Source organism: Saccharothrix longispora (assembly GCF_031455225.1).
In the GTDB taxonomy this organism is placed as follows: Bacteria; Actinomycetota; Actinomycetes; order Mycobacteriales; family Pseudonocardiaceae; genus Actinosynnema; species Actinosynnema longispora.
Map to the genome: position 1 here is coordinate 7,179,690 of NZ_JAVDSG010000001.1, position 24,491 is coordinate 7,204,180.

Annotated in this window: 27 protein-coding genes and 1 pseudogene; 15 read left to right on the forward strand and 13 right to left on the reverse strand. The window is 73.6% G+C overall.

Annotated features, from left to right (window positions below):
• The first annotated feature begins 152 nt into the window (after nt 1-152).
• Genes J2S66_RS31120 through J2S66_RS31135 form a run of 4 tightly spaced genes read left to right on the forward strand, consistent with a single transcriptional unit; the run spans nt 153 to nt 5,369 of the window.
• Nucleotides 153-3,578, forward strand: a complete 3,426-nt coding sequence (locus J2S66_RS31120) for a sensor histidine kinase (RefSeq protein ID WP_374726155.1) — start codon at nt 153-155, stop codon at nt 3,576-3,578.
• Entirely contained in the window at nt 3,575-3,994 is a 420-nt protein-coding gene (locus J2S66_RS31125) for a roadblock/LC7 domain-containing protein (RefSeq protein WP_310311588.1), read from the forward strand. The genes J2S66_RS31120 and J2S66_RS31125 overlap by 4 nt, the downstream gene beginning before the upstream one ends.
• Before the next feature lie 30 nt (nt 3,995-4,024).
• Nucleotides 4,025-4,783 carry a DUF742 domain-containing protein gene (locus tag J2S66_RS31130; protein WP_306745597.1) on the forward strand — a complete coding sequence of 253 codons (759 nt, stop codon included), beginning with the start codon at nt 4,025-4,027 and terminating at the stop codon, nt 4,781-4,783.
• Nucleotides 4,764-5,369 carry a GTP-binding protein gene (locus tag J2S66_RS31135; RefSeq protein ID WP_073887831.1) on the forward strand — a complete coding sequence of 202 codons (606 nt, stop codon included), beginning with the start codon at nt 4,764-4,766 and terminating at the stop codon, nt 5,367-5,369. Before J2S66_RS31130 ends, J2S66_RS31135 begins: the two co-directional genes overlap by 20 nt.
• Nucleotides 5,370-5,556: 187 nt before the next feature.
• Here J2S66_RS31135 and J2S66_RS31140 read toward each other — a convergent pair whose 3' ends face one another.
• The 3 genes from J2S66_RS31140 to J2S66_RS31150 form a co-directional block, all read right to left on the reverse strand.
• A complete protein-coding gene (locus J2S66_RS31140) occupies nt 5,557-5,859 on the reverse strand; it encodes a hypothetical protein (RefSeq protein WP_310311592.1) in 303 nt (100 codons plus the stop codon).
• A gap of 107 nt (nt 5,860-5,966) precedes the next feature.
• Nucleotides 5,967-8,213 (reverse strand): helicase-associated domain-containing protein, encoded by a 2,247-nt coding sequence (locus tag J2S66_RS31145; protein ID WP_310311594.1) that lies wholly within the window; start codon nt 8,211-8,213, stop codon nt 5,967-5,969.
• A gap of 58 nt (nt 8,214-8,271) precedes the next feature.
• Nucleotides 8,272-8,679 carry a RidA family protein gene (locus J2S66_RS31150; protein ID WP_310311596.1) on the reverse strand — a complete coding sequence of 136 codons (408 nt, stop codon included), beginning with the start codon at nt 8,677-8,679 and terminating at the stop codon, nt 8,272-8,274.
• A gap of 60 nt (nt 8,680-8,739) precedes the next feature.
• On the opposite strand from J2S66_RS31150, the gene J2S66_RS31155 reads away from it, so the two are divergent.
• Nucleotides 8,740-9,351: a TetR/AcrR family transcriptional regulator gene (locus tag J2S66_RS31155; RefSeq protein WP_310311598.1), complete on the forward strand. Its 612-nt coding sequence runs from the start codon at nt 8,740-8,742 to the stop codon at nt 9,349-9,351.
• A 55-nt stretch (nt 9,352-9,406) separates the two neighbouring features.
• On the opposite strand, the gene J2S66_RS31160 is transcribed toward J2S66_RS31155, so the two are convergent.
• Nucleotides 9,407-9,982, reverse strand: a complete 576-nt coding sequence (locus tag J2S66_RS31160; RefSeq protein ID WP_310311601.1) for a 3'-5' exonuclease — start codon at nt 9,980-9,982, stop codon at nt 9,407-9,409.
• A gap of 134 nt (nt 9,983-10,116) precedes the next feature.
• On the opposite strand from J2S66_RS31160, the gene J2S66_RS31165 reads away from it, so the two are divergent.
• From J2S66_RS31165 to J2S66_RS37220, 4 genes and pseudogenes are all read left to right on the forward strand, one after another.
• The gene (locus tag J2S66_RS31165) at nt 10,117-10,302 is read left to right on the forward strand and encodes a hypothetical protein (RefSeq protein ID WP_306745602.1); all 186 of its coding nucleotides are present in this window, start codon (nt 10,117-10,119) and stop codon (nt 10,300-10,302) included.
• Between the two features lie 98 nt (nt 10,303-10,400).
• Nucleotides 10,401-11,795 carry an NAD-dependent malic enzyme gene (locus J2S66_RS31170; RefSeq protein WP_306745603.1) on the forward strand — a complete coding sequence of 465 codons (1,395 nt, stop codon included), beginning with the start codon at nt 10,401-10,403 and terminating at the stop codon, nt 11,793-11,795.
• A 62-nt stretch (nt 11,796-11,857) separates the two neighbouring features.
• A complete protein-coding gene (gene moaC, locus J2S66_RS31175) occupies nt 11,858-12,331 on the forward strand; it encodes a cyclic pyranopterin monophosphate synthase MoaC (RefSeq protein ID WP_310311605.1) in 474 nt (157 codons plus the stop codon).
• Between the two features lie 32 nt (nt 12,332-12,363).
• A pseudogene (locus J2S66_RS37220) lies at nt 12,364-13,244 on the forward strand (molybdenum cofactor biosynthesis protein MoaE).
• A gap of 87 nt (nt 13,245-13,331) precedes the next feature.
• On the opposite strand, the gene J2S66_RS31190 reads toward J2S66_RS37220, so the two are convergent.
• The 3 genes from J2S66_RS31190 to moaA all read right to left on the reverse strand — a co-directional run bounded on the left by J2S66_RS31190 (nt 13,332) and on the right by moaA (nt 15,777).
• The gene (locus tag J2S66_RS31190; RefSeq protein WP_310311609.1) at nt 13,332-13,997 is read right to left on the reverse strand and encodes a transglycosylase family protein; all 666 of its coding nucleotides are present in this window, start codon (nt 13,995-13,997) and stop codon (nt 13,332-13,334) included.
• 379 nt (nt 13,998-14,376) lie between these two features.
• On the reverse strand, nt 14,377-14,712 hold the full coding sequence (locus tag J2S66_RS31195) for a MoaD/ThiS family protein (protein WP_310311611.1): 336 nt from the start codon (nt 14,710-14,712) through the stop codon (nt 14,377-14,379).
• Nucleotides 14,713-14,718: 6 nt separating this feature from the next.
• Entirely contained in the window at nt 14,719-15,777 is a 1,059-nt protein-coding gene (gene moaA / locus J2S66_RS31200) for a GTP 3',8-cyclase MoaA (protein WP_310311613.1), read from the reverse strand.
• A 116-nt stretch (nt 15,778-15,893) separates the two neighbouring features.
• Between moaA and J2S66_RS31205 the strand changes: the two genes are divergently transcribed.
• From J2S66_RS31205 to J2S66_RS31215, 3 genes are all read left to right on the forward strand, one after another.
• Nucleotides 15,894-16,358 carry a MarR family winged helix-turn-helix transcriptional regulator gene (locus J2S66_RS31205; RefSeq protein ID WP_310311615.1) on the forward strand — a complete coding sequence of 155 codons (465 nt, stop codon included), beginning with the start codon at nt 15,894-15,896 and terminating at the stop codon, nt 16,356-16,358.
• 34 nt (nt 16,359-16,392) lie between these two features.
• Nucleotides 16,393-17,199 carry an HAD-IIA family hydrolase gene (locus J2S66_RS31210; RefSeq protein ID WP_310311617.1) on the forward strand — a complete coding sequence of 269 codons (807 nt, stop codon included), beginning with the start codon at nt 16,393-16,395 and terminating at the stop codon, nt 17,197-17,199.
• Nucleotides 17,200-17,351: 152 nt separating this feature from the next.
• Nucleotides 17,352-18,164: a metallophosphoesterase gene (locus tag J2S66_RS31215; protein ID WP_310311619.1), complete on the forward strand. Its 813-nt coding sequence runs from the start codon at nt 17,352-17,354 to the stop codon at nt 18,162-18,164.
• Here the strand turns inward: J2S66_RS31215 and J2S66_RS31220 are convergent.
• Nucleotides 18,161-18,535, reverse strand: coding sequence for a YccF domain-containing protein (locus J2S66_RS31220; RefSeq protein ID WP_306745614.1), 375 nt, complete (start codon nt 18,533-18,535; stop codon nt 18,161-18,163). The genes J2S66_RS31215 and J2S66_RS31220 overlap by 4 nt on opposite strands.
• Nucleotides 18,536-18,567: 32 nt before the next feature.
• Between J2S66_RS31220 and J2S66_RS31225 the strand changes: the two genes are divergently transcribed.
• Nucleotides 18,568-19,536, forward strand: coding sequence for a Gfo/Idh/MocA family protein (locus J2S66_RS31225; protein WP_310311621.1), 969 nt, complete (start codon nt 18,568-18,570; stop codon nt 19,534-19,536).
• A gap of 58 nt (nt 19,537-19,594) precedes the next feature.
• Here the strand turns inward: J2S66_RS31225 and J2S66_RS31230 are convergent, their stop codons facing one another.
• Nucleotides 19,595-20,158 carry a TetR/AcrR family transcriptional regulator gene (locus J2S66_RS31230; RefSeq protein ID WP_310311622.1) on the reverse strand — a complete coding sequence of 188 codons (564 nt, stop codon included), beginning with the start codon at nt 20,156-20,158 and terminating at the stop codon, nt 19,595-19,597.
• Between the two features lie 38 nt (nt 20,159-20,196).
• Here J2S66_RS31230 and J2S66_RS31235 point away from each other — a divergent pair, with 38 nt between their 5' ends.
• A complete protein-coding gene (locus J2S66_RS31235; RefSeq protein WP_310311624.1) occupies nt 20,197-20,844 on the forward strand; it encodes an HAD family hydrolase in 648 nt (215 codons plus the stop codon).
• Here J2S66_RS31235 and J2S66_RS31240 read toward each other — a convergent pair.
• Nucleotides 20,807-20,995: a hypothetical protein gene (locus tag J2S66_RS31240; protein WP_306745618.1), complete on the reverse strand. Its 189-nt coding sequence runs from the start codon at nt 20,993-20,995 to the stop codon at nt 20,807-20,809. The genes J2S66_RS31235 and J2S66_RS31240 overlap by 38 nt on opposite strands.
• Before the next feature lie 127 nt (nt 20,996-21,122).
• Here J2S66_RS31240 and J2S66_RS31245 point away from each other — a divergent pair, with 127 nt between their 5' ends.
• On the forward strand, nt 21,123-21,509 hold the full coding sequence (locus J2S66_RS31245; protein ID WP_310315217.1) for a cold-shock protein: 387 nt from the start codon (nt 21,123-21,125) through the stop codon (nt 21,507-21,509).
• A 1-nt stretch (nt 21,510) separates the two neighbouring features.
• On the opposite strand, the gene J2S66_RS31250 is transcribed toward J2S66_RS31245, so the two are convergent.
• The 3 genes from J2S66_RS31250 to J2S66_RS31260 are packed head-to-tail and all read right to left on the reverse strand — an operon-like array spanning nt 21,511 to nt 24,476.
• The gene (locus tag J2S66_RS31250; RefSeq protein WP_310311627.1) at nt 21,511-21,984 is read right to left on the reverse strand and encodes a DUF2771 family protein; all 474 of its coding nucleotides are present in this window, start codon (nt 21,982-21,984) and stop codon (nt 21,511-21,513) included.
• Nucleotides 21,985-21,995: 11 nt separating this feature from the next.
• The gene (locus tag J2S66_RS31255; protein ID WP_425566350.1) at nt 21,996-23,687 is read right to left on the reverse strand and encodes an MFS transporter; all 1,692 of its coding nucleotides are present in this window, start codon (nt 23,685-23,687) and stop codon (nt 21,996-21,998) included.
• Nucleotides 23,688-23,702: 15 nt separating this feature from the next.
• Nucleotides 23,703-24,476 carry a glutaminyl-peptide cyclotransferase gene (locus tag J2S66_RS31260; protein WP_310311632.1) on the reverse strand — a complete coding sequence of 258 codons (774 nt, stop codon included), beginning with the start codon at nt 24,474-24,476 and terminating at the stop codon, nt 23,703-23,705.
• Between the last annotated feature and the right edge of the window lie 15 nt (nt 24,477-24,491).

Consider the following 24,491-nt stretch of genomic DNA (forward strand, 5'->3'; position numbering starts at 1 on the left):
CGATTTCGTGTCCATGCTTCGGTCCGTGGGGAGAGGCCGGGGAACACTGCTGCAAGAAGAGGAAGCCCAGCGTGGCCCGTCGAGAGAGAGGCCCCAGCCAGTCAGGCGTGGGGAACCCACCACGCTCCGAAAGGCCCGGAACGGGTGAGGAAATGACTGCGCTGCGTGAGGGAAGTGTGACCGAGTCCACGGGCGCCGTTGCGACGACGGACTCGCGCGCTCCCCGACGGGACACCCGCACCGGGAACTGGCGACTGCGGAACTGGCGCCTGCCCACCAAGCTCGCCGCCGTGCTGCTGATCCCCACGGTCGCGGCGCTCGCCCTCGGTGGCCTGAGGGTGAACTCCGACCTGGCCGACGCCACCGAGTTCAACCAGTTGGCGAACCAGATCCAGCTGGAGTCCGCGGTCGCCGACCTGGTGCAGCAGCTCCAGCGCGAGCGCGACCTCAGCACCCTGCACGTCGCGTCCGACAAGGCGCTGGACCGCGTCGTCCTCGACCGGCAGCTGCGCCGCGTCAACGACACGATCGACGCCCTGAACAGCAAGATCCTCGAACTCAGCGGCGACCTCGGCGACACCGTGGTGACCCGCTTCCGGCAGGCGTCGAGCCAGCTCAACCGGCTCAACAGCCTCCGCAACGCGGTCCGTGACACCGCCTACCCGTCGGACGCGGTGCTGCGCACCTACTCCGAGTCGATCGAGAGCCTCCTGGACCTCGGCGAGCAGGCCATCGCGGGCATCAACGACCCCGAGCTGGTGCGGCTGCACCTGGCGACCAACGCCATCGCCCGCATCAAGGAGCAGGAGTCGCGCAAGCGCGGCATCATGCTCGACGTCTTCCAGCGCGGGCAGCTCGGCCCGACGCAGGAGCGCCTCATCCTGTCCGCCGAGGCGGAGCTGAACGCGGCCCGCAACGACTTCCGCAAGTCCGCGACCCCCGACCAGGCCAAGATCTACGACGACACCGTCACCGGCCTGATCGTCGACACCGCGAACGACATGGTGGAGACCGCGCTCAACCTCGGCGAGAACGAGCAGACCCTGGAGTCCCTGCGCCCGGAGAAGTGGGACATCGCCGCGACGCTGACGGTGAACCTCACCCGCGACGTGGAGAACCTGCTGCTGGAGCAGCTCCAGAACCGCACCGACGAGCTGACCGGCCAGGCGCGCGCCGCGGCGTTCCGCGACTCGGGCATCGTGCTCGTGTCGCTGCTGCTGGCACTGGTCATGGCGCTGTTCGTGGCCCGCTCGATCCTCGTGCCGCTGCGCGTGCTGCGCCGCACCGCCCTCGACGTGGCCGACCACGGCCTGCCCGAGGCGGTCGACCTGATCCTGAAGGACCCGAACCCGCAGGAAGCCGCCAAGTCCGCCATCGCGCCGGTGCCGATCACCACCCGCGAGGAGGTCGGCCAGGTGGCCCGCGCGTTCGACGCGGTGCACGGCGAGGCGGTCCGGCTGGCCGCCGAGCAGGCCCTGCTGCGCGACAACGTCAACTCGATGTTCGTCAACCTGTCCCGCCGCTCGCAGGCCCTCGTCGAGCGCCAGCTGAACCTGATCGACCGGCTGGAGCAGGACGAGCAGGACCCCGACCAGCTGGCCAGCCTCTTCGAGCTGGACCACCTCGCGACCCGGATGCGGCGCAACAGCGAGAACCTGCTGGTCCTGTCCGGCACGGACCTGTCCCGGCGGCTCACCCGCCCGGTCCCGGCGGCCGAGGTGCTCGGCGCCGCGGTGTCCGAGGTCGAGCAGTACGCCCGCGTGCAGGTCGGCCAGACCCCCGAGCTGACGGTCCAGGGCCGCGCGGTCAACGACCTCGTGCACCTGATCGCCGAGCTGCTCGACAACGCCACCGCGTTCTCCGACCCGGTGACCAAGGTCACCGTGCGCACGGCCCGCACCCGCAAGGGCGAGCTGGCCGTCGAGATCCAGGACCGCGGCGTCAGCATGGGCGAGCAGGAGATCAACGACGCCAACGAGCGCCTGGCCGACCCGCCGGACGTCGACGTCGCCGTGTCCCGCCGCATGGGCCTGTACGTGGTCGCGCGGTTGGCCAAGCGGCACGACATCAAGGTGCGGCTGCGCGCCAACGAGGACATCGAGGGCGGCACCACCGCGCTCGTGCTGGTGCCCGACACGCTCGTGCAGCAGCCCGGTCAGGCCGCCGCGCCGCTGGAGCCCGCCGCCGCGTTCCCGAGCCAGAACCCCGCGCAGCGCTCCGCCGGCATCGCCGGGGCGTTCGGCGGTGGCGGTCTGGGCGGTGGCGGTCTGGGCGGTGGCGGTCTGGGTGGTGGCGGTCTGGGCGGCGGCCCGGTCCGCGGGGACGACGAGCCGAGCTTCCCCAGCTTCCCCAGCCTGCCGCGCGTCGAGGACGAGCAGCCCGCGTTCCCGGTGAGCTTCGTGCAGACCGAGGGCGAGCACGACGCGGCCCGCGTGCCCGCGTTCGGCGACGTGCCGGCCGAGGCGCCCGCCGAGACCTCCGCGGAGATCTCCCAGTCGTGGCTGACGGTGGGCGACGAGCGCGACGTGGAGCGCGAGCCGTCCGGCTCGTTCGGCGAGCCGACGCTGTTCACCGCCTACGAGGACCGCGACGAGCAGGACAAGGACCAGCACGGCTTCGAGACGACCCAGTTCGCCGCCGCCGTCGACACCGGCTTCGACGCCGACACCGGCTTCGACGGGTTCGACGGCCACGACGGCTTCGACACCGGGGTCGGCCTCGGCGCGGGGTTCGAGGCCCGCGAACCGGACGCGCCCGCCCACCGCAACGGCACGGCCCCGACGCCCGCCGCCAAGGAGGTCGAGCGCGACCTGGACGCGCCCACCGAGCGGCTGCCGATCTACGAGGCGGTCCTCTCGCAGTGGTTCCAGGTCGTGGGCAGCGAGACCTCCGCGGCGACCGCGCAGGCCGTGCCGCCCGCGCCGGAGGCCGGGAAGCGGGAGCCGGCCAGGGAGTCGTCCCTGCCGACCCGCCGGCCGCAGCCGGTCCCGCCGGTCGCTCCCACCACGTCCGAGGACGCCCTGCCGCAGCGCGGCACCCTCGACGTGGCCGCCGACGGTCACGCCGCGCGCGAAACCGAGGGTGCGCTTGCCCGACGGGGTGACGCCGCGCCTAGTCTGACCGAGGGCGGGCTGCCCAAGCGGCAGCCCGGCGCAGCACCCAGCACCCTGCCCAAGCGCGCTTCGGAGAACCCTCATGGGGAGGTGTCCCGCGTGGCCGAGCCCGAACCGGTCGCCGAGCCCGAGCCGTCCGCGCCGTCCGCCGAGTCGGTGTGGCACTCGCCCGCCGACGAGGGTTGGCAGGCAGCACAGGCCTTGCTCGGCAAGGCCCCCGAAACCACGACACAGGCAGGGTTGCCCAAGCGGGTGCCCAAGGCTCAGCTTGTGCCGGGATCAGCCGCGCCGAAGCCCCAGGCGGCGGAGCGGCAACCGCAGCGGCCCCCGCTGCCACCACGATCGGCTGACGCGATCCGTGGACGCATGTCGAGTCTTCAGCAGGGCGTCCGTCGAGGGCGACACGCTTTGATCGACGCTTACGCTGGTGACATGTCGAGCCGGCAAGACGAGGAGCAGGAGTGACGACCGCAGCTCAGCCAGGCAGCTTTGGTTGGCTTATCACCGACTTCGTGCGCCGGGTTCCCGGTGTAGCGCATTCCGTGGTCGTGTCGGCGGACGGGCTTCTGCTCGCCGGCTCGCAGGGCCTGCCCCGAGACCGCGCCGAACAACTGTCCGCGGTGGCGTCGGGGCTGGTCAGCCTCACCGCCGGTGCCGCACGGTGCTTCGAGGCGGGCACGGTCAACCGGACCGTGGTCGAGATGGAACGGGGTTACCTGTTCCTGATGTCCATCAGCGACGGGTCGTGCCTCGCGGTGCTCGCGGCCCCGAACTGCGACATCGGCCTCGTGGCGTACGAGATGACCTTGCTGGTCGAGCGCGTGGGCCAGCAGCTGACCCCGGAGCTGCGCGCGCAGCTCCAGGGCGTGGTTCGGCGGTAGCTCCTCGTGAGATCGTGGGGGTGAGGGTAAATGGCTGAACGATCTGGTGCCGGCGGCCGCCGCTTCGGTAGGAACTTCAACTACCAGGAGTGGGCGGTCGGCGGCTTCCAATTCGCTGAGCCGGATGCCGACCCCACACAGGACGAGGAAGCCGAGGACGCACCCAACTCGTGGACGGGCCGCCGGGCTGCACGGGCGCAGGCGCCACGGGTCGAAGGCACAGGGCAGGGGCAAGGCGACATGTCACAGCGTGAGGTTGACGACTCGTCGTACGACTACGACGACGTTCCCAACCGGTTCGACATCGACGGGTACGGCAGCGGGTTGTTCGGAGGTCCGGGCGCCGACCTGTTCGGCGCCCACGGCCTGCCCGACAGCGTGCCGGAACAGGTGCCCTACACGACCGGTCCGCAGCCGGTCGTGCGACGGGAGGAGAACCCGGCCGCCGAGTCGGGTTCGCTCGTCCGCCCGTACACCAGGACCGGTGGCCGTACCCGGCCCGACTACGACCTCGCGATCGAGGCGCTCATCTCCACCAGCGAGAAGGGCCTCGACCGGGACGCGGCCGTGCTCCCCGAGCACCGGTCCATCTGCGGGCTCTGCACCGACACGCGATCGGTGGCCGAAGTCGCCGCGCACCTCCGGCTGCCGCTGGGCGTGGCGCGGGTGCTGATCGGCGACATGGCGAGCATGGGTTTGGTTTTGATTCACCAGGGTGGCTTGGTCGTGGGGGACAGGCCGTCCATCGATTTCCTTGAGAGGGTGCTCAGTGGGCTTCGCAGGCTCTAGCCCCAACGCGGCCGAAGGCGCCAAGAAGCCGACGACTTCCGCGAAGATCGTGGTCGCGGGTGGCTTCGGCGTGGGCAAGACGACGTTCGTCGGTTCCGTGTCGGAGATCGTTCCGCTGACCACCGAAGCGGTGATGACCGAGGCCAGCGCCGGGGTCGACGACCTCTCGGCCACGCCGAACAAGGTCACGACGACGGTGGCCATGGACTTCGGCCGCGTGTCGTTGGACCAGGACCTGATCCTGTACCTGTTCGGGACGCCCGGGCAGCACAGGTTCTGGTTCATGTGGGACGACCTGGTGCGGGGCGCCATCGGCGCGATCGTGCTGGTGGACACGCGCCGGTTGGCGGACGCGTTCGCGTCGATCGACTTCTTCGACGACCGGCAGCTGCCGTACGTCGTCGGGGTGAACTGCTTCGACGGTTTGCTGCACCACCGGATCGAGGACGTCCGGGACGCGCTGACCATCGACCAGTCCGTGCCGATCGTGACGTGCGACGCGCGCAACCGGCAGTCGACCAAGCAGACGCTGATCACGCTGGTGGAGCACGCCATGCGCCAGTGGATGTCCGTCCGCGCGGGCTGATCCGGACGTTCGTGCTCGAGGGCGGCCCCCGGTGGGAGGCCGCCCTCGATCACGTCCGGCGAGGGCCGGGATCGTCGTACCCCGCCGGAGGTGCGGAGGGCAGGGACCCGGGGCCCCTGCCGGGCACCGCGCGCGGAGGCGGGCGCGCCGCGCCCCGGGTCAGGCCGGTCCGCCGGTGCGACCGGGCTCAGTCGTCCCAGTCGTCGTAGTCGTCGTCCCAGCCGTTGTCCCAGTCGTCCTCGTCCTCGTCGTCGCAGTGGTCCCAGTGGTCGCGGCCGGCGAGGCGGTCGCCCCAGCCGTTGTCCCAGTCGCCCCAGTCGTCGCCGCAGTCCCACCAGTCGTCGTCCCAGCCTCCCTGGGTCGTCGTGGTGCTCGTGCCCGGACCGGCGGCGGTCGGGGTGAGGGGAGTGGCCAGGGCGCTGCCCGTGGACAGGGCGACCACGGCGATCGCGGCGGTGGCGGCGAGCGCGGTCCTGCGGAAGATCCTCATCGGGGTGGCTCCTTCACGTCGTCGTGCGGGCGCCCGGGGGACGCCCCGCCCACGACGCTAGGTCGCCGCGCCGACACCGACAGGTGGTCGCGCGCCACGTCCGGTGACTACGCGCCGTCGTCCTCGACCAGCGCGGCCGACGTGATGCGGTGCAGCGGGAACCGGCGCACCTCGCCGTAGCTGACGTCCACGCCCTCCAGCACGCCACCGCCCACGACGTGCGGCGTGATGACGCGCCGCGCCGCCGTGCCGTGCCCGTCGACGAAGTCGACCAGCACGCTGCGGCCCAGCCTGGCCGCGCGCTGGAGCAGGTCGAGGGTCGCGGACGGTCCCGCGCCCAGGTGACCCGGCACCGACACGCGCGCGCCACCCGTCGTGGTCGCCGCCCGGTCGCCCGCCCGCACCAGGCGCACCAGCTCGTCCAGCTGCTCGTCGGACGGCGTGGTCGGCTGCGCCGTCCTGCGGCGTCCCTTGCCGGCGATCCGCCGACCGCCCTCGCGCAGGTCGAGCACCCGGCCGTCCGGTCCCTCCGCCGCGGGTGCGAACCCCGCCGCGCGCAGCACGTCCAGCACCTCGGCCAGCGGCAGCGGGCCGACCAGCACGGTCGGCGCGATCCGGCGCAGCTCCAGCCGCTCGGACGCCGGGTGCGCGAGCACCTCGGCGACCAGCACCGGGTCGTCGCAGCGCAGGAACGACCCGGCCGCGCCGCCGCGCAGCCTGCCGTGCTTGCGGGCCGCGTCGTCGATCAGGTAGGTCAGCGACTGCGGCACCGGCGTCCGCGACCGCGCCCGGAACAGCTCGTGCAGGTCGGCGGCGCTGCGGCCCGCGTCGAACGCCCGCCGCACGGACCCCTCGTGCACCCGGTACACGGTCGCCCCGCCCGCCGACTCGACGTCCGCGACCAGCGCGATCTCGTCGGCCAGCTCCGGGTCCAGCCGGCCGGGCGCGACGACGGTCAGGTCGGCCTGCACCAGCACGTGGTCGACCGGCGCGGGCAGCGCGTCGCCGAGCCGCTTGGCCGCGGCGGCGGGGCCCTCGGCGAGCAGCGTGCGGCCCTGCGCGGTGAGGGCGCCCAGCGCGAGCACGCCCACCGCCGTGCCCTCCTCGACGGTCCAGCGCACCAGTTCGTCGCGCAGCCGACCGCCCCGCCGGGGCGCGCGCCACGCCAGCACGGCCGCCAGCTCGTCCGGATCGGTGACCGACGTGCCGGGCTCCAGCGCGGCGAGCGCTTCGAGGACGCGCCGCCGGTCGCGCGGCGCGGCGGGCCGGTTCAGCTCCGGTGCCAGGGGGTTGAGCAGGCGGTCGCGGTCGTCGCGCCGCCCGATCAGGCCCGGCAGCCGAGGCAGGTCGACCCACGCCTGGGCGAGCGCCGCCCACCGGTGCTCGGGCGCGGCGACGAGCCACGCGTCGGTCTGCGTCGTCGGCACCCACTCCGGCTCGGCGCCGTCGCTGTCGGCCACCAGGCCCGCGTTGACGACCAGCTCCACCAGCAGCGCGGCCCGGCGCTCGTCGACGTCGAGGTCCCGGGCGAGCTTGCGCAGCTCGCGCACGCCGACGCCGCCCGACCGCAGCACCGCGGGCGGCTCGTCCGACCAGCCGCGCAGCAGCGCCTCGACGTGCCGGGACAGCTCCAGCGCCGCGCCGCCGCCGGTGTGGTCCACCGTCGACGGGTCGCGCGCCACCGTGCCCAGCGCGGGCTCCTTCGCCTGCACGGGGCCGAGCGGGGACGCGCCGCGCACCTTCAGCCCGACCTCGCGCGGCAGTTCGACGGTCTGGGCGTCGCGCCGGACCAGCAGGCCGCGGGCGAGCAGCTTCTGGATCGGCGTCGTCGCGCCCTCCAGGGGTACGAGCCGCGCGGCGTCCTTCGTCTGCCCGACCGGCGGCCCGGCGGCGAGGGCACGCAGCACGCGCCGCTCGTCCTCGGGCAGGTCGTCCACGTCGACGTCGACGAGGCCGGGCACGGAGCGGCCCAGGCCGCACGGGAACGGGGTGACCGCGTCCCGCGACGCCGGCGGGGTGGAGAGCGCGTCGTCGGGCCCCCACAGCAGCGCCCGCGCGCGCAGCAGCCGCAGCGCCGGCCGCACGTCGGTCTTCCCGAACAGGGCGCGGACGGCCTTCGCGTCGACCGGCGCGAGGTCCGCGTCCAGCACGAGCAGCGCTTCGAGCACGGTCAGCGTGAGCGTGTCGAGGTCTTCGCAGGCCCGCGCCACGGAGGCGCGCGAGCCGATGCGGGTGGCCAGGACGGCGGTGTCGGCGGGCGGTGGCGTGGCCAGGTCCGGCCGGGCGCGCAGCAGTGCCACGAGCGCGTGGTCCTCCTGCGCCCGCAGCCACTCGGCGAGGGTGGTGCCGGACATCCTCACCACGGTATATGCCCGCCGCGCCGGCCCGTCGTGCGACTCCGGTCCCGAGCGGTCAGTCGAGCACCGCGGTGGCCTCGACCTCGACCATCAGGTCGGGCTCGGCGAGCGCGGCGACGCCCACCAGCGTGGCGGGCGGGACCGGGGTCACGCCGAGCTTCGCGGCGGCCCGCCCGACGCCCTCCAGGAAGGCGGGCATCTTGTCGAGCGTCCAGTCGACGACGTACACGGTCAGCTTCGCCACGTCGTCGAAGGACGCGCCGACCGCGGCCAGGGCGGTGCCGACGTTGAGGTACGCCTGCTCGGCCTGCGCGGCGAGGTCGCCCTCGCCGACCCGGTTGCCGTCGCCGTCCCGGGCGACCTGCCCGGCCACGAAGACCAGCTTCGAACCGGTGGCGACCGACACCTGCCGGTACACGCTCGCCTTCGGCAGCCCGTCGGGGTTCACCAGGGTGATGGCCATGCCAACTCCTCACGTCGTGGATGCGGGCTGACCATAGCATTGCAATGCTATATTTTGTCCATGGTCAGGACGAAGGACCCGGCGGTGCGCACCCTGCTCGTCGAGCGGGCCGCGCACCTGCTCCGCGCCCGCGAACCCGTCACCCTGCGCTCGCTGGTCGCCGGCACCGGTGTGTCGACGATGGCCGTCTACACCCACTTCGGCGGCATGGACGGCGTGTGGCGCGCCCTGCGCCAGGAGGGCTTCACGCGCCTGGCGGCCAGGTTCGCCGCGGTGACCGCCACCGACGACCCGGTCCGCGACCTGACCGCGCTGTGCGCCGCCTACCTCGGCAACGCCCTGGACCACCCCGACCTGTACCGGGTCATGTTCGACGCGGACTTCGACCTGGAGGACCTCCAGGCCGCCGACGACACCCTGGAACACCTGGTCCAGGCCGTCCGCCGGGGCCGCGCGGCGCGCCGCTTCCGCGCCGGCACCGTCCCGCTGGACCTGGCCACGCAGAGCTGGGTCGTCGGCCACGGGCTGGTCTCGCTGGTCGGCACCGGCCCCCTGCCGCGCGAGGCGCTCGCCCACGGCCCCGTCCTGCTGTCGGCGTTGTTCACCGGCGCGGGCGACGACCCCGACCGGTGCCGCCGGTCGGTCGCGCTGGGGTGGGAGGGCCTCGGCTGAGCGGACCCGGCCTGGGCGGACCGGCCCGGGCGGACCCGGCCCGGGTGGACCCCCGTCAGGGCTCCAGGTCGGGCGGGGTGGTGGGCTCCTCCGGCCACGCGCCGCGCGCGACCAGGTCGAGCACCAGCGCCGCGATGTTCCACGCGTCGTCCTCGCCCCGGTGGTGCCTGCCCTCCAGCGGCAGGCCGGCGATCTCCAGCGCCTGCGCCATGCCGGGCCGCCTGCGCAGGCCGTGCGCGCGGGTGAAGACCGCCCTGGCGTTCGTGTGGTGCCGTCCGAACGGGTAGCGCACGCCCGTCGCCCGGCACTGCCGGCCGAACTGGTTCCGGTCGTAGTCGCCCCAGCTCACCCACGGTCGCGTGCCCGCCGCGTGCTCCTCCGCCAGCAGTCGGCAGGCCTCCGCGAACGGCACGCCGCCGTCCACCTCGGCCTGCGTCAGGCCGGTCAGCCCGGTGCAGAACGCGCTCACGGTCGACCGCCGCGGCCGCACGAGCACCCCGTGCCGGGACACGCGCGTGCGCGCGGCCAGGTCCACGACGGTCAGCCCGACCTCCACGATCTCGTTCACCTGGCCGGGCGGGGGCTGCCCGTCCCAGCACGTCGCCTCGACGTCCACCACGTTGACCAGCACCCGGGGAGGTTAGCCACCCCACAGGTGACGATGCTCTCCCGTTCCCCGCGCGTCCCGGTCCGGTCACCGCGTCGGCGCGGCGGCGGGGCCGTGAGGCACACTTGTGGCGAAGCAGGCACCACCGAGGAGGAACAGTGGCCAAGCTCCGCCCCGAGCGCATCGACCCGAACTGGCCGGAGGCCCCGGAAGGCGACAAGCACGCGGTCAGCGAGTTGGCCGCCGACGTGCAGGGCGCGCTGTCCCCCTTCGGCAAGGTCACCTTCCCGCTGCCGGTGGAGGAACTCGGATACCACCACCCGGTCACCGAGATCAACCGCTAGTCCCCGGGCGGCGCGCGCGGCGGTCGAGTCGCGCGCGTTCCGCAATCCGTCCGGGACTACGCTCGACTCCCGCCGCGCAGTGCTCTATGGGAGGAACGATGCCGGTCCCCGGCCCTGGATACTCGATCACCGTCCGCCTGGAGGCCCCGCCGTCGGCGTCGGCCGCCGGTGACCTCACGTCGGCGGTCGGTCGGGCCGGTGGTGTCATCACCGCCTTCGACGTCGTCGAGTCCCACACCGACCGCGTGATCATCGACCTCACGTGCAACGCCCTGTCGGCCAACCACGCCAAGGACATCACCGACACCCTGGAGCTGCTGCCCGGGATCGTCGTGCGCAAGGTGTCCGACCGGACGTTCCTGGTCCACCTCGGCGGCAAGATCGAGATCTCGTCCAAGGTGCCGCTGCGCAACCGCGACGACCTCTCCCGCGCCTACACCCCCGGCGTCGCCCGGGTCTGCATGGCCATCGCCGAGAACCCGGACGACGCGCGCCGCCTCACCATCAAGCGCAACACGGTCGCCGTGGTCACCGACGGCTCCGCCGTGCTCGGCCTGGGCAACATCGGCCCCGCCGCCGCGCTGCCGGTGATGGAGGGCAAGGCGGCGCTGTTCAAGAAGTTCGCGGGCGTCGACGCGTGGCCGGTGTGCCTGGACACCCAGGACACCGAGGAGATCATCCGCGCGGTGGAGCTGATCGCCCCCGTCTACGGCGGCATCAACCTGGAGGACATCGCCGCGCCCCGCTGCTTCGAGATCGAGGCGCGGCTGCGGGAGAAGCTCGACATCCCCGTCTTCCACGACGACCAGCACGGCACCGCGATCGTCGTGGTCGGCGCCCTGCGCAACGCGCTGCGCGTGGTCGGCAAGAAGATCTCCGACTGCAAGCTCGTGGTGTGCGGCGTGGGCGCGGCGGGGTCGGCGATCATCCGGCTGCTGCTCAAGCAGGAGCCCGGTGACGTGGTCGCGGTCGACGTGGACGGCATCGTGCACCGCGACCGGCCCGGCCTGGACGACAACCTGAGGTCCATCGCCGCCGCCACCAACAAGGACAACGTCAGCGGCCGGCTGCACGACGCGCTGGTCGGCGCGGACGTGTTCATCGGCGTGTCGGCCCCGAACCTGTTCGGCGCCGAGCAGGTCGCCACGATGAACTCCGACGCCATCGTGTTCGCGCTGGCCAACCCGGACCCGGAGATCGACCCGATGGAGGCGCAGAAGCACGCCGCCGTCGTGGCCACCGGGCGCAGCGACTTCCCGAACCAGATCAACAACGTGCTCGCGTTCCCCGGCGTGTTCCGGGGCCTGCTGGACGCCCACGCGCGCACCATCACCGACGCCATGCTGCTGGCCGCGGCCAACGCCATCGCCGACGTGGTGGACGGCGAGCGGCTCAACGCGTCGTTCATCGTGCCCAGCGTGTTCGACAGCACCGTGGCGCCCGCCGTGGCGGAAGCGGTGCGCAAGGCGGCTGCCGACCAGGGCGGCGGCTGACCAGGGCGGCTGAGCAAGCGCGACGTCGGGCGGTCGTGCCGCCGGGGCCTAGCATCGGCGGCATGACCCAGCAGTTCACGCACCTGGACCAGGCCGGGGCGGCCCGGATGGTCGACGTGTCCGGCAAGGAGCCGACCACCCGCACCGCCGTCGCCTCCGGCGTGCTGCGCACCACCGCCGAGGTGGTGGCGCTGCTCGCCCGCGACGGCCTGCCCAAGGGCGACGCGCTCGCCACGGCCCGCATCGCCGGGATCATGGCGGCCAAGCGCACGCCGGACCTGGTGCCGCTGTGCCACCCCATCGCGCTGTCGGGCGTGAAGGTCGACCTGGAACTCGGCGACGCCGAGGTCCGCGTCACGGCGACCGTGCGCACCACCGACCGCACCGGCGTGGAGATGGAGGCGCTGACCGCGGTCGCCGTGGCCGGGCTGACCCTGCACGACATGGTGAAGGCGGTCGACCCGGCGGCGTCGATGGACGCGGTGCGCGTCGAGCGCAAGGAGGGCGGCAAGACCGGCCTCTGGGAGCGCCCGTGACGCCGCCCGCGAAGCCCGCCCGGACCGCGCGCGTGGTCACCGCGTCCAACCGGGCCTCGGCGGGGGTGTACGAGGACCGCGGCGGGCCGATCATCGTCGGCTGGCTGCGCGAGCGCGGCTACGACGTGCCGGACGCCGCGGTCGTGCCGGACGGCGACCCGGTGGCGGAGGCGCTGCGCGCGGCGGTGGCGGACGGCGTGCACGTGGTCGTCACGACCGGCGGCACGGGCGTCAGCCCCACCGACCGCACGCCGGAGGCGACCCGCTCGGTGCTCGACTTCGAGGTGCCGGGCGTGGCGGACGCGATCCGCTCGTCGGCGTGGCCGCAGGTGCCCACCTCCGTGCTGTCGCGCGGGGTGGCGGGCGTCGCGGGTCGCACGTTCGTGGTGAACCTGCCCGGTTCGACGGGCGGGGTGCGGGACGGGCTGGAGGTGCTCGGCGCCGTGCTGGAGCACGCCGTCGACCAGGTGGCCGGAGGTGATCACGCGTGACCGGGGTGCTGCGCGCGACCGTCAGCGATCAGCCGCTGTCGGTGGAGGAGCACGCGAAGCTGGTGGAGGACGCCGCCGCGGGGGCGGTCGTCACGTTCGCCGGGGTGGTCCGCGACCACGACGGCGGGCGTTCCGTGCGGGAGCTGGAGTACGTCGGGCACCCGACTGCCGCGGCCGTGGTGGCGGAGGTGGTCGCCGACGTGGTGGCCCGCTTCGACGGGGTGCGGGCGGTCGCCGTGTCGCACCGGGTCGGGCAGCTGGCCATCGGCGACGTGGCGCTGGCCTGCGCGGTGGCCGCCGAGCACCGGCGCGAGGCGTTCGACGCCTGCTCCGAGCTGGTCGACGAGGTGAAGCGGCGGCTGCCGGTGTGGAAGCGGCAGGTGTTCGCCGACGGCACCGACGAGTGGGTCAACATGCCCTGAGTGCCCGGTGACGGGAAAGGACCCCGGCCGCCGGGTGAAGGCGGTCGGGGTCCCCGTCCGTGGTGCGTCGGCTCGCGCCGACCGGGATCACTTGGTGGCGATCTTCATGCCCGGCATGATCAGGTCGGCGTTCGGGATGAAGTCCTTGTTCAGCTCGTGGAGCTTCGCCCAGCCACCCTCGATCTTCAGCTCGTCCGCGATCTTGGACAGGCTGTCGCCCGCCTTGATCTCGTAGTCGCCGGCGGGGTTGGACGACGGCAGCGCCACCACCACGGGGGCGGGGGCGGCCTGCTGCTGCACCGGGGCCGAACGCGGCTGCTGCTGCTGGACCGGGGCGCTCTGCTGCACCGGGGCCGGCGGGGCCTGGCGGGCGGGGGCCGCGGCGCCGCCGAGGCCCTTGGGGCCGCAGACGGGCCAGGCGCCGATGCCCTGGGAGACCAGGACGTTCTCCGCGACGCGGATCTGCTCTTCCCGTGAAGCCTGGTGGGGCATCCCGGAGCCGCCGTTGGCACGCCACGTGGACGGCAGGAACTGCAGCCCGCCGTAGTAGCCGTTGCCGGTGTTGATGCTCCAGTTGCCGCCGCTCTCGCACGCGGCGACCGTGTCCCAGTTGACGCCGGAGCCCTGCGCGGACGCGGTGCCGGCGGCCATCGCCAGCGGCGCGCCGACGATGACGCCGGCGACGGCGACCTTCGCGACACGACGGGCGGCGGGGGAGACGGACGGGCGGTGCTTGCCTCGGTAAGAAGCCATTTCCCTCTCGGTCCACCCGCACCTCCTCGGACGACTCGGGTTCGGGGCCCGGGGTGTCGCCCAGTTCCTGTCCGGCGGTTGTCTCTCGCTCGGGGGTGTTCCCGGAACACCGGTGGACAGGTTCGGTGCGTGGCGTTCCGGGTGGTGCTCTGGTTGGTTCGGGGCCAACCGAGAAGCGACGGTACGTAACCGGGAACGCCGCGCCAAACGGAAGCGTACGTGATGCACGTCACAGTAACACTACGGAGTGATCCTTCGACCCGAGTGTTTAGGCAGGTCAGGGCACCGTTATGGTTCCGTTTCCGTTCCGAGATCGGGCGAAACAAATCACGGAAAGTGAGGTATGGGTCACGCCCTAACCCATCCGGGAAGGACCTGGTCAGCCCCCGGCGAAGGGCGGCAGCACGTCCAGTTGTGATCCCGGCGACACGGGCGTGTCGAGGTTCCTGACCGCCACGCCGTCGAGGAGGTAGCTGCACGCGGGCAGGACGCGCGCCAGTCGGCCCCCGTGCCGGGCCGCCAGGACCGCCACGGCGGCCCGCACGGTCGGCTCGCCACCGGGCAGCCCCACCTCCTCCCCGTCCACGCCCGCGGCCGCCCGCGCACCCGCGAAGTACCGGACCGCCAAGGCCGCCACCGCGCAGTCCTCCACCGCGCCGTCCTCCACCGGGTTGTCCTCGACCGGGCCGCTCTCCACCGCGCCGTCCTCCCGCACGCGCCGTCACCCGCCGATCGCGCTCATGGGCCGGTCGGGCTGGCTGAAACCGGCGTCGTTGATGCCGTGCCCGGCGGCCTTCGCCCACGAGTTGCCCCGCCACGCCGCCGCGACCTCCTCGTCGGACGCGCCGCCGCGCAGCAGCGCCCGCAGGTCCGTCTCGGTCCGGCTGAACAGGCAGTTGCGCACCTGGCCGTCGGCGGTCAGCCGGGTCCGGTCGCACGCCGCGCAGAACGGCCGCGTCACCGAGGCGATCACGCCCACCACCGCCGGCCCGCCGTCCACCAGCCACTTCTCGGCGGGCGCGCCGCCGCGCCCACCCGGCTCCGGGTCCAGGGTGAACGCCGTGCGCAGCGCTGCCAGGATCTCCTCGGCGGTCACCATGTCGTCCCGGTCCCAGCCGTGCTGCGGGTCCAGCGGCATCTGCTCGATGAACCGCAACTGGTAGCCGTGCTCCAGGCAGAACCGCAGCAGCGGCACGGCCTCGTCCTCGTTGACGCCGCGCATCAGCACCGTGTTGACCTTCACCGGCGTCAGCCCGGCGGCCCGCGCCGCGGCGAGCCCGGCGAACACGTCGTCGAGCCGGTCGCGCCTGGTCAGCGTGCGGAACCGGGCCGGGTCGAGGGTGTCCAGCGAGACGTTGACCCGGTCCAGGCCGGCCGCCGCGAGCCCTTCGGCGCGCCGCGCCAGGGTCAACCCGTTCGTGGTCATCGAGATCCGCGGCCGGGGCCGCAGCGCGGCGGTCGCCGCCACGACCTCGTCCAGGCCGGGCCGCAGCAGCGGCTCGCCGCCGGTGAACCGGACGTCGGTCACCCCCAGCCGGGTCACCGCGACGTCGAGCAGCCTGGTCAGCTCCGCGTCGGTGAGCAGGTCCGGCTTGGGCAGCCAGTCCAGCCCCTCCGCGGGCATGCAGTAGGTGCAGCGCAGGTTGCAGCGGTCGGTGAGCGACACGCGCAGGTCGGTCGCGATCCGGCCGAACCGGTCGACCAGCAGAGGTGTGCCCGGACGTCCCGCGGTGTCCGGGTTGCCGCGCACGGCGGGTAGCCCCAACTCGACAGCTGTCACCTCGTCCAGGGTAATCGGATCGCACGCCGGGGTGCGTGGGGCGAAGCCGCACTGCGCACGCGGGGAGAGCGGAGGACCATGCCCCACCCGGCGCCCCAGCCGCTAAGTTGCTCGGCATGACGAGCGAGCACGACGTTCCCGCCGACGTGGTGGAGCGGTTCGGCTCCTACGCCCGGGAGACGAGTGCGCTCACCGCCCGGGTCCACGGCAGGCTGGCGGAGCGGCTGGGCCTGTCGCAGACCGACGAGAAGTGCCTCGACCTGGCGCTGCGGGCCGAGGGGCCGGTCACGGCGGGCCGGATCGCCGAGCTGTCCGGCCTGTCCACGGGCGCGGTGACCGGGGTGATCGACCGGCTGGAGCAGGCCGGCTACGTGCGCCGCGTCCGCGACCCGCACGACCGCCGCAAGGTGCTCGTCGAGGTGACGCTCGGCGAGGAGGCCCGGTCCGCGCGCCTGTCGCTCGGCGCGCAGGCGGCCCTGGCGGAGGTGCTGTCGCGCTTCACGCCCGAGGAGCGGGACGTGCTGGAGCGGTACAGCAAGACGGTCATCGAGGCGTTCCGCAAGCGCGTGGTCGACGCCTGAGCCGGGGGCACCCCGAGCCGGCAGCATGTCGCCCATGGGCGACCAGTGGAACTACCTGATGGACATGGACGGCGTGCTCGTGCACGAGGAGCACCCGATCCCGGGTTCGAGCGAGTTCGTCGCCGAGCTGACCGCGAACGCCATCCCGTTCCTCGTGCTCACCAACAACTCCATCTACACCCCGCGCGACCTGCGCGCCCGGCTGTCCCGCACCGGCCTGGAGGTGCCGGAGTCGGCGATCTGGACGTCGGCGCTGGCGACCGCGAAGTTCCTCGACTCGCAGCGGCCCGGCGGGTCGGCGTTCGTCATCGGCGAGGCGGGCCTGACCACGGCGCTGCACGAGATCGGCTACGTGCTCACCGACCGCGATCCGGACTACGTGGTGCTGGGCGAGACGCGCACCTACAGCTTCACCGCGATCACCAAGGCCATCCGGCTGGTCGAGGAGGGCGCGAAGTTCATCGCCACCAACCCCGACGCCACGGGCCCGTCGAGGGAGGGCTCGCTGCCCGCGACCGGCGCGGTGGCCGCGCTCATCGAGCGGGCCACCGGCCGCGCCCCCTACTACGTGGGCAAGCCGAACCCGCTGATGATGAGGTCGGCGCTGCGGGCGCTGGGCGCGCACTCGGCGAACACGCTGATGATCGGCGACCGGATGGACACCGACGTGCGGTCCGGCCTGGAGGCGGGCCTGCGCACCATCCTGGTGCTGACGGGCATCTCCGCCGACTCCACCGCCGAGCTGTACCCGTACCGGCCGACGCGGGTGGTGAAGTCGATCGCCGACCTGGTGGGCCACTCGGCCGACCCGTTCCCCGAGGACGAGCCGAACCCCGTGTGACCCCGCCGGGTGCGCGGCGCGGTCGCGCCGTCACCGTCCGCTCGCCGAAGATCACCCCCGCGGGTGAGCGGTCGCGCCGACCACCGGGCGGAGCACCGGAGCACTGATCGACTTGCGCGCACGACCTCCGCGCGTCGCCTATCGTCGCGGGTGTGGAACGACCGCTGTTCGTGGTCGGCGACGTGCACGGGCACCTCGCCGAGCTGATTCGCGCCCTGCACGCCTCGGACCTGGTGGACGCCGACGGCGACTGGACCGGCGGCGACGCGGAGCTGTGGTTCCTCGGCGACTTCGTCGACCGCGGCCCCGACGGCATCGGCGTGATCGAACTGGTCATGCGCCTGCACGAGCAGAGCGGCGGGCAGGTCGACGCCCTCGTGGGCAACCACGAGGTGCTGCTGCTGGGCATGCACCGGTTCGGCGACGAGAACGTGCCGGGCGCCCCCACGCCCCGCAGCTTCGCCCGCAGTTGGCTGCTCAACGGCGGCCTGCGCAGCGACCAGGACCGGCTCACCGCGGCGCACATCGACTGGCTGACGTCCCGCCGCGTGCTCACCGAGGTCGACGGCCACCTGCTGATGCACTCCGACACCCTCGCCTACCTGGAGTGGGGCGCCGCGGTCGACGAGGTCAACGAGGCCGTGCGCCAGGTCCTCAGGGGCGACGACCTGGAGCAGTGGTGGGAGTGCTGGCGCAAGATGACGACCCGCTACGCGTTCCGCGGCCCGGACGGCCCGGCGGTGGCCGCCGCGCTGCTCGACGTGCTGGGCGGCCGGGAGGTCGTGCACGGGCACAGCGTCATCGCCGACCAGCTCGGCGTGCCGCCGCAGGAGATCGACGGCCCGCTGCGCTACGCCGACGACCTGGTGCTCGCGGTGGACGCGGGCCTCTACAGCGGCGGCCCGTGCCTGGTCGTCCGCCTCGACGAGCCCGAGCCCGAGGTCGAACCCGGGGCCGGCGACTAGGGGACCGGCACGATCTCCTTGCCCAGCGGCATGAGCGAGACCGGCACCAGCTTGAAGTTCGCGATGCCGAGCGGGATGCCGATGATGGTCACGCACAGCGCCAGGCCGGTCACGATGTGCCCGATCGCCAGCCAGACACCCGCGACCACGATCCAGATCACGTTGCCGAGCAGCGACGGCGCGCCCGCGCCGGGCCGGTCCACGACGGTGCGGCCGAACGGCCACAGCGCGTAGTTCGCGATCCGGAACGAGGCGAGCCCCCACGGGATCGTGATGATCAGCACGCAGCACACGATGCCCGCGAGCACGTACCCCACGGCCAGCCAGAAGCCGCTCAGCACCAGCCAGATCACGTTCAGGATGAGCCTCACCCGACCATCCTGCCCGATTAAGCTGCCCGCTTGTGCAGAACAGACTCCGCTGGGGCGTCGTCGCCACGGGCGGCATCGCCGACGTCGTGACCGGTGACCTCCGCCTCCTGCCCGACGCCGAGGTGCTCGCGGTGTCGTCCCGCGCGCTGCCGAAGGCCGAGGCCTTCGCCGCGAAGCACGGCATCCCGCGCGCCTACGGCGACTACGCCGACCTGCTGGCCGACCCCGACGTGGACGTGGTCTACGTGGCGACGCCGCACGTCCAGCACCACGAGGTGAGCCGGGCCGCCCTGGAGGCGGGCAAGCACGTGCTGTGCGAGAAGCCCGCCGCGCTGACCTCCGCCGACCTGCGGGACGTGGTGGACCTGGCGCGCGAGCGCGGCCTGTTCTTCATGGAGGCCGTCTGGACCCGGTTCAACCCGCTCGTCACGCGCCTGGGCGACCTGGTCGCGGCGGGGGAGATCGGCGAGGTGCGGTCGGTCCGGGCCGACTTCGGCTTCACGCTGCCGCACGACCCGGCGCACCGGCTGTGGAACCGGGACCTCGGCGGCGGCTCGCTGTTCGACCTGGGCATCTACCCGGTGTCGTTCGCGCACCTGCTGCTCGGCGAGCCGGAGGTGGTGCACGCGCACGGGTCGCTGGTCGGCGGCGTGGACGCCGAACTGGGCATGCTGCTCGGCTACCCCGGCGGCGCCCACGCCCTGCTCGGGTCGTCGCTGGTCAGCCCGCTCAAGGACGGCGCGGTCGTGTACGGCACGAAGGGGCTCGTGGAGTTCCCGGAGGCGATGTACAACCCGGCGCGCATGATCGTGAACGGCGTGGAGCACACCCACGCGCAGGAGGGTGCGGGCTACGTGCCGCAGCTGCGCGAGGTCGTGGCGCGGGTCGCGGCGGGCGAGGTGGAGAGCCCGTCGATGACGCACGACGACTCGCTGGCCGTCCTGCGCACGATGGAACGCGCCGCCGCCGCCGTCGGCCTGTCCTACGAGGGCGTCCGGTGATCCCGGCCGGGTGACCCCGGCCGGCGGGTCGCGGTCGGCGGGGTCGCGGTCGGCGGGGTCACGGCTCGCGCAGCAGGGCCTCCGCCACCGCCACCACGGCCTCGACCCGGCGGCTGCCCGGCGGGAAGTGCCGGCTCGGCGTGAGCAGGTGGCTGAGCGCGAGGCGCACGACCGTCTCCGCGGTCAGGCGCACGCGCGCGGCGGGCAGGGCGGGCCAGTGCGCGCCGATGTGCTGCGCGAACACCGAGGTGGCGAGCGCCAGGACCGGTTGGCCGCGGGTGGTGAGCAGCGGCAGCAGGTCCTCGGCGTTCGCCCCGGTGAACACGGACCGGGCCAGCGGGTCCTCGACGGCCAGCGCGAAGGCGAACCCGAGGCCGAGCCGCAGCCCCTCCACCGGGTCTGGGGCGGCGCGGAACCGCTCGCGCACGCCGTCGAGGAACTCGCCCGCCTTGAACAGGGCCACCGCCTGCACCAGCCGGTCCTTGTTGCCGAACTCGTTGTAGACGCTCTGCCTGCTCACGCCCGCCCGGCTGGCGACGTCGGCCATGCGCAGGCCGCGGGAACCGCGCGCCGCCACCAGGTCCGCGGCCGCCAGCAGCAGGGCGCGGGTGAGTTCCGTCACGCGACAAAGCTTGGCACAGCGGGGGTTACAGTCGGAGGGTGCCGCTGACCGTGGGATTCGACCTGGACATGACGCTGATCGACCCCCGGCCCGGGATGGCCGCCGTGATGGACGCGGTGGCGGCCGAGTCCGGCTACCCGCTCGACGGCGCCCACTTCGCGGCCAACCTCGGTCCGCCGCTCGACATGGTCTACCGCGGCTTCGGCGTGCCGGAGGAGGACGTCCCGGCCCTCGTCGACCGGTTCCGCGCGCTGTACCCGGAGGTGGTGATCCCGGCGACGGTGGCGCTGCCCGGCGCCGCGCAAGCGCTTGCGGCCGTGCGCGAGCTGGGCGGGACGACGCTCGTGGTGACCGCCAAGTACCGCAAGAACGCCGCGCTGCACCTGGCCGCGTTCGGCTGGGAGGTGGACCACCTGTTCGGCGAGCTGTGGTCCACCGGCAAGGCCGAGGCGCTCAAGGCGCACGGCGCCGCGGTCTACGTGGGCGACCACGTGGGCGACGTGCGGGGCGCGAAGGCTGCGGGCGCGGTGGCGGTCGGCGTGGTGAGCGGGCCGTGCGCCGCCGACGAGCTGACCGCCGAGGGCGCGGACGTCGTGCTGCCCGACCTGACGGGCTTCCCGGACTGGCTGCGCGCGAACGCCGACCGGCTCAGCGCCGGGGCCGCTTCGAGTCCCGCACCGCGCTGACCACGCCCAGCGCGAGACCGGCGGGGGCGAGCAGCCAGCCCGCCGCGAACACCCACGCGGGCAGCCCGCGTTCGCCCACGACGAACATCGCGACGATCGCCACGACACCGAGCGCGAACAGGACCACCGCCGCCGGCATCAGCTTCGACATGCGGATGAGCCTAGTCGCGCGATCGGAGGTGCCTCCGGCCCGGTGTTCTGGCTACTCTGGTGGGACGCGCCTCGGGCACGCCCGGGGCGCGTTCGTCGTGTGAGTGCAAGAAGGATTGGTGAGCGCGGTGCCGACCGGCAAGGTCAAGTGGTACGACTCGGAAAAGGGCTTCGGCTTCGTCACGCAGGACGGTGGCGAGGACGTCTACGTGCGCAAATCCGCGCTGCCCCCCGGCGTCGAGGGCCTGAAAGCCGGTCAGCGCATCGAGTTCGGCATGGCCGAGGGCAGGCGCGGGCCGCAGGCGCTGTCGGTGCGCCTGGTCGACCCCGCCCCGTCGGTGGCCGAGGCGCGCCGCCGTCCCGCGGAGGAGCTGCACGGCCTGGTCGAGGACATGATCAAGCTGCTGGAGACGAAGGTGCAGCCCGAGCTGCGCCGCGGCCGCTACCCGGACCGCAAGAACACCAAGCTGATCGCCGAGGTGGTCCGGGCCGTCGCGCGGGAGCTCGACCCGTAGGTCAGCGCTCCTCGACCTTGAGCACCCAGGTGCCGCGCGCCACGAAGTCGAACGCGCCGGTGGTGCTCGCCTCGATGCGCGCCCCGTACTGCTGCACCTCGACGCTCTCCAACCGGGCCTCGGGGTCCGGCAGCGCGAGCGTGTACGCGTACCGCGGCTCGCGCGAGGTGAACAGCTTGCTGCGCAACGGTTCCTGCGGCACGCCCGCGCCGTCGCGGTAGGTGAACTTCACCGACCACGCGGTCTCGGCCAGCTCGCCGGGCACGGAGATCTGCACCGGCTTCCCCGGCCGCACCCGCAGCACGCCCAGGGCGTTCGGGTCCACGTCGCAGTTCTCCGACTGGAGGTCGCAGTACTGCGACGGGCCGACGTCCACCGCGTGCCCGTCGGCGTAGAAGGTCACCTCGGGGTTCCGCGGGGCCGCGCAGGCGGCGAGGGCCAGCAGCGGGACGACGGCAAGCGGTACTCGGCGCACGGCCGCCGAGCCTACGTGCCGGGACGGGGCGCGACGGGGCCGGGGCGCAGCGGCCGGTCGCCGCCGAGGCCGGGCACCAGCGACGTGCCCCGGCGGGTCTGCACGGTCTGCGCGAGACCCAGCGCGAGCAGCACCGACAGCACGGTGAACCCGATCCAGTACTCGGTCGGCAGCAGCACGCCGAGCGCCCCGCCGAACACCCAGCCGAGCTGGAGGATGGTCTCCGACCGGCCGAACGCCGAGGCCCGCGACTCGTCCGGCACGTCGTCCTGGATCACCGCGTCCAGCGAGACCTTCGCCAGCGAGCTGGCCGTGGCCCCGACCAGGCCGACGGCCGCCGCCGTGGTCAGGCCGGGCAGCACCGCCGCCACCACCGCCGTGACCAGGACCGCGGTGAGGCAGCCGATGACGACGCCGTCGGGCGAGCCGAAGTGCAGGCGCGCGCCGACGGCGTTGCCGAGGAAGCTGCCGACACCGGCCGCCGCCGCGATCACGCCCAGCAGCAGGAGCTGCTTGAACGCGTCGCCCTCGGTCTGGGCGCGCACCACGAACGCGGAGAACAGCATCAGGAAACCGGTGAGCATCCGGATCGTGCCGTTGGCCCACAGCGACACCACGACCGTGCGGCCCAGCGGCTGCCGCTTCCGCTTCGGCGGCCGGTCCGGCTTCCCCGGACCGGCCCGCAGCGTCGCGGGCACCTCGCCCTCGGTGACCTCCACCCACGACGGGATGCGCAGGCAGTAGTAGGCGTTGACGGCGCTCAGCACGGCGGTGAACCACAGCGCGCCGGGTGAGCCGAACAGGTTCGCGAAGCCGGCCGCGAACGCCCCGAACACACCGCCCGCGGCCAGGCCGAACACCGTCATCCGGGCGTTGGTCTTGGACAGCGTGATGTCGCGCGGCAGCACGCGCGGCGTGATCGCGGACTTGAGCACGGTGAACGACTTGGACAGCACCATGCTGCCCAGCGCCGCCGGGTACAGGCCCCAGTTGTCGAAGTTCGTCGCCATCACGATCGACAGCAGCACCCGCAGCGCGCACGACGCCGCGAGCGCGACCCGCCTGCCGTGCTGGACGCGGTCGAGCGCCGGCCCGATGACCGGTGCGACGAGCGCGAACGGCGCGACCGTGATCAGCAGGTAGAGGGCGACCTTGCCGCGGCTCTCGCCGGAGGCGGCGGAGAAGAACAGGGTGTTGGCGAGCGCGACGGCCATGGCGGCGTCGGCGGCGTAGTTCAGCATCACCGCGTAGGTGAGGGAGGACAGACCGGACTGCTTCGCGCCGTCGGCGTGCGCGGCGCGGCGGAACGTGGCCAGCGCCTTCCCGCTCAGCTCGCGGGTGCGGAACCAGGCGACGCGGGTGACGGTGAGCTTCTTCGGCAGGGTCGGCGCGGTCGGCCGCTCGTCCGGCGGCGGGGCGAAGCGCGCCTCCTCGGACCGCTCGTCGTCGCCGTACCAGGACTCCGGGCGGCGGTCGCGCGGCGCCCGTACCGGCGCGCCCCGCGCCCCCGGGTCGCGGTCCGGTCGCGGTGCCCGGCGCGAGGGGCCCCGGCCGGGCGGGTCGGGCGGCGGCGGGGTCCCGGGGGTCGGGTACGGCCGGGTGCGCGGCTTGTACTCGTCGTCCTCCCACGGGTACCGCCGCGACTGGTCTTCCGGCCGAGGGGGCGTCACGCCCCAATCCTGCCTCACCGGGGACGCGGTCACCCCCGGGACGGGCGGTCAGCCCCCGGTGAACCTCACCCGGAAGACCGTGGGCCAGTTCTTGCCGGTGAGCAGGAACTCGTCGGTGCCGGGCACGGCCGCGATGCCGTTGAGCACGTCGGTCGCCGGCACGCCGGCCGGCCGCAGCCCCGCCAGGTCGTAGGTGGCGACGACGCGGCCGTCGGCGGGGTCGATCCGGACGACCTCGTCGGTCTGCCACACGTTCGCCCACACCTGCCCGCCGGCGCACTCCAGCTCGTTCAGCTCGGTCACCGGCCGGCCGTCGCGGCTGACCCGCACCGCGCCGGTCTCGGCGAACGTGCCGGGGTCGCGGAACACCAACTCGTCGGTGCCGTCGCTCATCACCAGCCGGTCGCCGTCGCGGCACAGGCCCCAGCCCTCGCCCTCGTAGGTGACGCGCCTCACTTCTTCGAGGGTGTCGCGATCCCGCTCGATGGCCACGCCGTCCCGCCAGGTGAGCTGCCACAGCCGGTCGTCGACGACCGTGATGCCCTCGCCGAACAGCGGGCCGGGCAGGTCGACGCGCCGCTCCACCTCGCCCGTGTCCGGGTCGATCCGGCGCACCGACGACCGCCCCTCCAGGCCCGTGCCCTCGTAGAGCACGCCGTCGACCAGCTCCAACCCCTGCGTGAACGCGCCCGTGTCGTGCGGCAGCGTGCCCAGCACCTCGTAGCCCGTCGGGGCGGGTCCGGACGCCTCGCCGGGGCCGCCCGGCGGCGCGCCGCACGCCGCCGACAGGACGAGGACCGCCACCACGAGGAACCACCGCACGTCCGAAAGGGTGGC